The 6,454-nt window shown below is 70.0% G+C and carries 8 protein-coding genes and 1 pseudogene; 4 read left to right on the forward strand and 5 right to left on the reverse strand.

The features are described from left to right. Positions 1-373 (forward strand): annotated as a pseudogene (locus tag R6V09_RS42760) (hypothetical protein); the annotation flags it as partial. Positions 374-378: 5 nt separating this feature from the next. Here the strand turns inward: R6V09_RS42760 and R6V09_RS42765 are convergent. Together R6V09_RS42765 and R6V09_RS42770 are read right to left on the reverse strand one after the other, a co-directional pair. Beyond that, complete coding sequence (locus R6V09_RS42765) at positions 379-825, reverse strand: nuclear transport factor 2 family protein (RefSeq protein ID WP_317886881.1); 447 nt, start codon at positions 823-825, stop codon at positions 379-381. Between the two features lie 74 nt (positions 826-899). Then, on the reverse strand, positions 900-1,934 hold the full coding sequence (locus R6V09_RS42770; protein ID WP_317886882.1) for an MBL fold metallo-hydrolase: 1,035 nt from the start codon (positions 1,932-1,934) through the stop codon (positions 900-902). Positions 1,935-2,050: 116 nt separating this feature from the next. Here R6V09_RS42770 and R6V09_RS42775 point away from each other — a divergent pair, with 116 nt between their 5' ends. Continuing rightward, the gene (locus R6V09_RS42775; RefSeq protein ID WP_317886883.1) at positions 2,051-3,544 is read left to right on the forward strand and encodes an aldehyde dehydrogenase; all 1,494 of its coding nucleotides are present in this window, start codon (positions 2,051-2,053) and stop codon (positions 3,542-3,544) included. Between the two features lie 7 nt (positions 3,545-3,551). After that, entirely contained in the window at positions 3,552-3,785 is a 234-nt protein-coding gene (locus tag R6V09_RS42780; RefSeq protein ID WP_019067177.1) for a ferredoxin, read from the forward strand. Positions 3,786-3,812: 27 nt separating this feature from the next. On the opposite strand, the gene R6V09_RS42785 is transcribed toward R6V09_RS42780, so the two are convergent. From R6V09_RS42785 to R6V09_RS42795, 3 genes are read right to left on the reverse strand one after another with little or no spacing between them, the layout of a single operon-like run. After that, positions 3,813-4,190, reverse strand: coding sequence for a hypothetical protein (locus R6V09_RS42785; protein WP_317886884.1), 378 nt, complete (start codon positions 4,188-4,190; stop codon positions 3,813-3,815). Next, positions 4,187-4,390 carry a hypothetical protein gene (locus R6V09_RS42790; RefSeq protein WP_317886885.1) on the reverse strand — a complete coding sequence of 68 codons (204 nt, stop codon included), beginning with the start codon at positions 4,388-4,390 and terminating at the stop codon, positions 4,187-4,189. The genes R6V09_RS42785 and R6V09_RS42790 overlap by 4 nt, the downstream gene beginning before the upstream one ends. A 43-nt stretch (positions 4,391-4,433) precedes the next feature. Continuing rightward, complete coding sequence (locus R6V09_RS42795; protein WP_317886886.1) at positions 4,434-5,054, reverse strand: TetR family transcriptional regulator; 621 nt, start codon at positions 5,052-5,054, stop codon at positions 4,434-4,436. A 222-nt stretch (positions 5,055-5,276) separates the two neighbouring features. On the opposite strand from R6V09_RS42795, the gene R6V09_RS42800 reads away from it, so the two are divergent. Next, a partial coding sequence (locus tag R6V09_RS42800) for a glycosyltransferase family 4 protein (RefSeq protein ID WP_317886887.1) occupies positions 5,277-6,454 on the forward strand: 1,178 nt, incomplete at its 3' end.

A 6,454-nucleotide genomic window follows, 5' to 3' on the forward strand; every position in this document is an offset into this window, starting at 1 on the left:
CTACCTGATCGCCCAGGCGGACCTGGCGCACGGCGACATCCGCGCCGCGGTGCTCGGTGCCCGCACCTCGATCGCCGGCCATGCCCTGCTGCACAACACCGTCGGCGCCGCCATGTCCCTCGACCTGCTGGCTGCCGCCGTCGTCACCGCGGGCGACGCCCACCGCGCCGCCCGCCTCCTCGGCATCGGCACCCGGCTGTGGGAACTCACCGGCCGCGCCCAGATGGACTCCCCGGACCTGATCGCCACCCGCCGCACCTGCGAACTCCGCGTCCGCGAACACCTCGGCGACGACGCCTACGCGACCGGCTACCGGGCGGGCCTGGCGATGTCGTACGACGAGGGAATCGCCTACGCGGCCATCAGCCGGTGAGGCGGTCAGTGACGCGGGGTGGGGCCGCCGAACGGCAGGAACAGGGTCCGGGTGTTGATCAGCCAACTTCCGTCCACCTGGCGGAAGGTGTCCTCATAGTGGCCGACCTGGACCGGGGGACCGGCGGTGACCAGACCGCCGTGGTAGCCGTCGACGCGGTACGTCGTGAAGTACGCCGTCGAGATCGCCGTGTCGGGGGTGGTGAGGGTGACCAGGACGTTCGACATCAGGCGGCGCGAGAGCCGGCCTGCGGGACGTGCGCCGAAGTACTTCCGCAACGCCCCCCGCCCCTCGACCGCTCTGTCCCCCTCCGGCCACTCCCAGCGGCCGTCCTCGGTGAACAGCCCGGCGACGGAGGACGGTTCACCGAGATCGAGCCGGCGGACGAAGTCCAGGATGACGCGCTCACAGGCATGTTCGGCGAGCAGTCGTTGCAAAGGGTCCAGGTCCATGGGGTTGTTGGTACCAGCCGCACCCCTCGCCCCACGACCGAATTACACCGCGACCGAATTACACCGCGGCCGAACTACACCGCCACGTACGTCACCGGCTCGTTCCCCGTCATGACCTCCGCCTGGCCCAGCTTCACCAGCCGCCGCAGATGCGCCTCGGCCTCGGAGACCGCGATGTTCCTTGACTGGTAGGGGATTTGGGCCCAGGGCCGGTTCCACTCCATCCGCTCCGCCACCTGCCAGGCGGTGAGCGGCTCCGACAGCAGCGTGAGCAGTCCGGTCAGCCGGTCCTCGTGGTGCGTGAGCAACTCCCGTACCCGGCCCGGCGCGTCGGTGAAGGTGTGCTGGTGGGCCGGGAGCACCTCGGCGGGCGCGAGCCGCCCGATCCGCTCCAGGGAGTCGAGGTAGTCGCCGAGAGGGTCGGCGATCGTGGTGTCGTCCGGGTCCTCGTACAGGCCGATGTGCGGGGTGATCTCGGGGAGCAGATGGTCGCCGGAGAACAGCCGCCCGTGGCCCGGGAGTTGAGCCGGGTGCTCCTCCTCCAGGTGCAGGCAGACATGGCCGGGAGTGTGGCCCGGCGTCCAGATCGCGCGCAGTCGCCGGCCCGCCAGGTCGAGGAGTTCACCGGGGACGATCTCCCGGTCGGGCAGCGCGGGCGCGAGCCCCGGCACGCTGCGCGGACGGGCCGCCCGGAGCGGCGCGAGATGCTCCTCGGGGGCACCGGCCGCGACGAGCTTCGCGGTCATGTACGCCAGCCAGCGGCCCGGTTCGGTGGAACGGGCCCGCCGTACGATCGCCGTGTCCGCCGCGTGCATGGCGAGCCACGCCCCGGACGCCTCGCGCACCCGCCCGGACAGGCCGTGGTGGTCGGGATGGTGGTGGGTGATGATCACGCCGTGCACCTCGCCGACCCCCGTACCGCAGGCATCGAGACCCGCCACGAGGGTGTCCCAGGAGGTCGGGTCGTCCCAGCCGGTGTCGACCAGGACCGGTCCGCGGTCGGTGTCGACGACGTAGACGAGCGTGGTCCCAAGTGGGTTGTCGGGGATGGGGACTTCGATGGAGCGAACTCCGCCGCCGTGGTCGTGGACCTGCCCCGTGGACGTCATGGACTCCCCAATCGCCGCCGTCCGGCCACTATACGTGGACTCCATCGACCGGAACTGGTATTCAGTCCTCGTATCTGATGGATCGTCAGACACCGGTACCGGGGAGGCGTTCGGCCATGACGGAGCTCGTGGAACACCGACAGCTGTTCATCGGCGGGGAGTTGACCGACCCCCTGGGCAAGGACGTCATCGAGGTGATCTCCCCGCACACCGAGGAGGTCATCGGACGCGTCCCGCACGCGTCGAGCCAGGACGTGGACCGCGCGGTCGCCGTGGCACGCAAGGCCTTCGACGAGGGGCCCTGGCCCCGCATGACGCTCGACGAACGGGTCGCGGTCGTCACCCGCGTCAAGGACGCGATCGCCGCCCGGTACGAGGAGATAGGGCGCGTCATCTCCTCCGAGAACGGGTCGCCGTACTCCTGGAGCATCCTCGGGCAGGCCCTCGGCGCGATGATGGTGTGGGACGCCGCGATCACCGTCGCGAAGGCTTTCGGGGGTTCCGGGGGTCGTCCCCCGGGTGGGCACAGTACCTACGAGGAGTACCGCGACGGAGTCCTCGGCAGGATCCTGGTCCGCCGGGAGCCGGTCGGGGTGGTCGCGGCCGTAGTGCCGTGGAACGTCCCGCAGTTCGTGGCCGCCGCCAAGCTCGCGCCCGCGCTGCTCGCCGGCTGCACCGTGATCCTGAAGCCGTCGCCCGAAACCCCCCTGGACGCCTATCTGTTGGGCGAGATCACCAAGGAGGCCGGGCTGCCGGACGGCGTCCTGTCGATCCTCCCCGCCGACCGCGAGGTCAGCGAGTACCTCGTCGGACACCCCGGTATCGACAAGATCTCCTTCACCGGGTCGGTCGCGGCCGGCAAGCGCGTGATGGAGGTCGCCGCCCGTCATCTCACCCGCGTGACACTGGAGTTGGGCGGCAAGTCGGCGGCGATCGTGCTGCCCGACGCGGACATCACCACGTCCGTCCCCGGCATCGTCTCGGCGGCCTGGATGAACAACGGCCAGGCGTGCGTCGCACAGACCCGCATCCTCGTACCCCGCTCGCGCTACGACGAGTTCGCGGACGCCTTCGCGGCGGCGGCGAGCGCGCTCGTGGTCGGCGACCCGCTCGACCCGGCCACCCAGGTGGGCCCGCTGGTCGCCAAGCGCCAGCAGCAGCGCAACCTCGACTACATCCGTATCGGCCAGGAGGAGGGCGCCAAGATCCTTACGGGCGGCGGCCGTCCACCCGGCCTCGACCGCGGCTGGTACGTCGAGCCCACCCTCTTCGGCGACGTCGACAACTCCATGCGCATCGCCCGCGAGGAGATCTTCGGCCCGGTCATCTGCCTGCTGCCGTACGGCGACGAGACCGAGGCCGTGAAGATCGCGAACGACTCCGACTACGGCCTCAGCGGCAGCGTGTGGACCGGCGACGTGGCCCACGGCATCGACATCGCCCGCCAGGTCCGCACCGGCACCTACAACGTCAACACCTTCAGCCTCGACATGCTCGGCCCCTTCGGCGGCTACAAGAACAGCGGTGTGGGACGGGAGTTCGGGCCCGAGGGCCTCTCCGAGTTCCTCGAACACAAGATGATCCACCTGCCGGCCGGCTGGGAGGGGTGAACGGGGGATGGGCGACCGCTGGCAGGTCGAGGTCGACCGCTCCGTCTGCATCGGCTCGGCCCAGTGCGTCCACCAGGCCCCCGACCGCTTCCGCCTCGACTCGGCCATGCAGTCCCACCCGGCCGAACCGGAGACCGACGCCAACGAGCGGATCCTCGCGGCGGCGGAGGGCTGCCCGGTGGAGGCCATCATGATCACGCTGCTGGGGAGCGGGGAGCCGGTGTTCCCGCCCGAGGAGTGATCTTCCCCGGGCGGGGGCGGAGTCCGGTCAGCGCCAGCCGGCGATGGCGCGGGCCGTGTCGCGCAGGTCTGCCTCCTGGGCTCGGATCGCTCCGGCCAGAAGGTGGACATCGTCGGATTTCGGGTCGACCCGTTGCCCGGAGGCCGTCATGTAGAGCGAGGCGCAGGCCCAGCCGATGACGGCGTTGAAGTCGGCGAAGGGGCGAAGGAGCAGCGCGGTGTGGAAGAACGTGGCAGCACGTGCCGCCGGTTCCGTGTAGTAGAGCTCGCCGTGCGGCTGTTCGAGGAGGTGGCGGCTGGCCATGGCGTCCAGGGCGCCCCAGTCGGCGACGGGCGTGTTGATGGGCGAGACATGGGTCTGGATCTCCAGGATCCAGCCCGCGTCGACCCGGATGACAGGGCTCAACGCATGCCCTCCGGCATGTCCTTGAACACGTCGAGAGCCCAGGCGACGGTCTTGTCGACGTCCTTCAGGAACGCCGCCCGCTGTACATCGGCGAGGATTATGTCGTGCGCATGGGCACGCATCGACTTGCCGAGCGAGGCTGCGTGCTCCTTGGCCACGGCGAGTTCTTCCTCGGTGAATTCCACTGTGATCATCGGCATGCAGCCATAGTATCAGCGGTGAAATCATTGGGTATGGCATCGGTCAATCGTCGGTTGACGTCAAGTCGATCAACCGGCACACCGTCTCGATGTCGATCTTCACCTGGGCGATGGACGCACGGCCCGAGAGCCAGGTGATCAGGGCCGAGTGCCAGGTGTGCTCGATCACGCGGACGGCCGAGAGCTGCTCGGGCGTCGGGTGCTCCGAGCCCATCGCGTCCAGGATGATCACCGTGGTCTGCCGGGACACCTGGTCGACCTCGGGGGAGACGCTGCGGTCCGCGAAGGTCAGCGCGCGGACCATCGCGTCGGCGAGATGCGGCTCGCGCTGGAGCGCGCGGAAGGCCCGCATCAGGGTCTCGGCGACCCGCTCGGCCGCGCTGTCGCCGCTCGGCGGCTTCTTGCGGAGCGTGCCGTGCATGTGCTCCAACTGGTCCTGCATCGTGGCGACCAGGAGATGCACCTTGGACGGGAAGTACCGGTACAGCGTGCCGAGCGCGACCTGCGAGGACTCCGCGACCTCCCGCATCTGCACGGCGTCGAAACCGCCCCGGCTCGCCAACTGCGCGCTCGCGTGCAGGATGCGGCGCCGGCGCGCCTCCTGCCGCTCGGTGAGGGGCGGCGAGGTCCGCGCAGTGGCTTCGGGCTTGGCTTCCACTGGCATGGCTCCCGTTCCGTGACTGTTCCCGTGACTGTCGGTGAGGGCGGGTGATCGGACCGATCATGGCAGGGTCTCGGCCGTGGTGTGAATCACCTGATCCACTTCTCACAGCGCCCGTACCGGCCGGTAGATTCAGAACCTCCTGGACGATCAAGTCTGAAACTTGTTCTAGATTAGCGTCCCGGCGTAATCTCGCGGGACAGTGCAGGCAGAAGGGGGCTCAGAGTGACCGCTGAGGCCAGTCAGGCGGGTCCCCAGGAGGATCCGGCAGCCGACGGCGAGCGACCGCTCCGTATCGCACTCCTCACCTATAAAGGGAACCCGTTCTGCGGCGGCCAGGGCGTCTACGTCCGCCATCTCTCCCGCGAACTGGCCCGCCTCGGCCACCACGTCGAGGTCATCGGCTCACAGCCCTACCCCGTCCTCGACGAGGGCTACGACGGCGTCTCCCTGACCGAGCTGCCCTCGCTCGACCTCTACCGCTCCCCGGACCCCTTCCGCACCCCGGAGCGCGACGAGTACCGCGACTGGATCGACGCCCTCGAAGTCGCCACGATGTGGACCGGCGGCTTCCCCGAGCCTCTCACCTTCTCGCTCCGCGCCGGCCGCCATCTCCGGTCCCGCCGCGGCGAGTTCGACATCGTGCACGACAACCAGACGCTCGGCTACGGCCTGTTGGGCGACGTCGGCGCCCCGCTGGTGACGACGATCCATCACCCCATCACCGTGGACCGGCAGTTGGAGCTGGACGCGGCCGACAGCTGGCGCCAGCGGATGTCCAAACGCCGCTGGTACGCGTTCACGCGGATGCAGAAGCGGGTCGCCCGCCGCCTCCCCTCCGTCCTCACCGTCTCCGGCACCTCGCGCCAGGAGATCATCGACCACCTCGGCGTCCGCGACGACCGCATCCACGTCGTCCACATCGGCGCCGACACCGACCAGTTCTCCCCGGACCCCGCCGTACCCCAGGTACCGGGCCGGATCGTCACGACGTCCAGCGCGGACGTCCCCCTCAAGGGCCTCGTCTTCCTCGTCGAGGCCCTCGCCAAGGTCCGCACCGAACACCCGGACGCCCACCTGATCGTCGTAGGCAAACGCCCCACCGAGGGCCCGGTCGCCCAAGCCGTCGAGCGCTACGGCCTCGAAGGCGCCGTCGAGTTCGTGAAGGGCATCTCCGACGCCGAACTCGTCGACCTGGTCCGCTCGGCGCAGGTCGCCTGCGTGCCCTCGCTGTACGAGGGCTTCTCGCTCCCGGCGGCGGAGGCGATGGCCACGGGGACGCCCCTCGTGGCGACGACCGGTGGGGCGATCCCGGAGGTCGCCGGGCGCGACGGCGAGACCTGCCTGGCGGTACCGCCCGGGGACCCCGGCCCGCTGGCCTTCGGCCTGAGCCGACTGCTGGG

Origin of the sequence: Streptomyces sp. W16 (assembly GCF_033194735.1) — a bacterium.
GTDB lineage: Bacteria > Actinomycetota > Actinomycetes > Streptomycetales > Streptomycetaceae > Streptomyces.

Excerpts from the sequence above, each read along its gene's own strand:
- R6V09_RS42770 (WP_317886882.1), bottom strand. The coding sequence starts at position 1,934 with ATGACGTCCACGGGGCAGGTCCACGACCACGGCGGCGGAGTTCGCTCC.
- R6V09_RS42775 (WP_317886883.1), top strand. The coding sequence starts at position 2,051 with ATGACGGAGCTCGTGGAACACCGACAGCTGTTCATCGGCGGGGAGTTG.
- R6V09_RS42765 (WP_317886881.1), bottom strand. The coding sequence starts at position 825 with ATGGACCTGGACCCTTTGCAACGACTGCTCGCCGAACATGCCTGTGAG.
- R6V09_RS42795 (WP_317886886.1), bottom strand. The coding sequence starts at position 5,054 with ATGCCAGTGGAAGCCAAGCCCGAAGCCACTGCGCGGACCTCGCCGCCC.
- R6V09_RS42780 (WP_019067177.1), top strand. The coding sequence starts at position 3,552 with ATGGGCGACCGCTGGCAGGTCGAGGTCGACCGCTCCGTCTGCATCGGC.
- R6V09_RS42790 (WP_317886885.1), bottom strand. The coding sequence starts at position 4,390 with ATGCCGATGATCACAGTGGAATTCACCGAGGAAGAACTCGCCGTGGCC.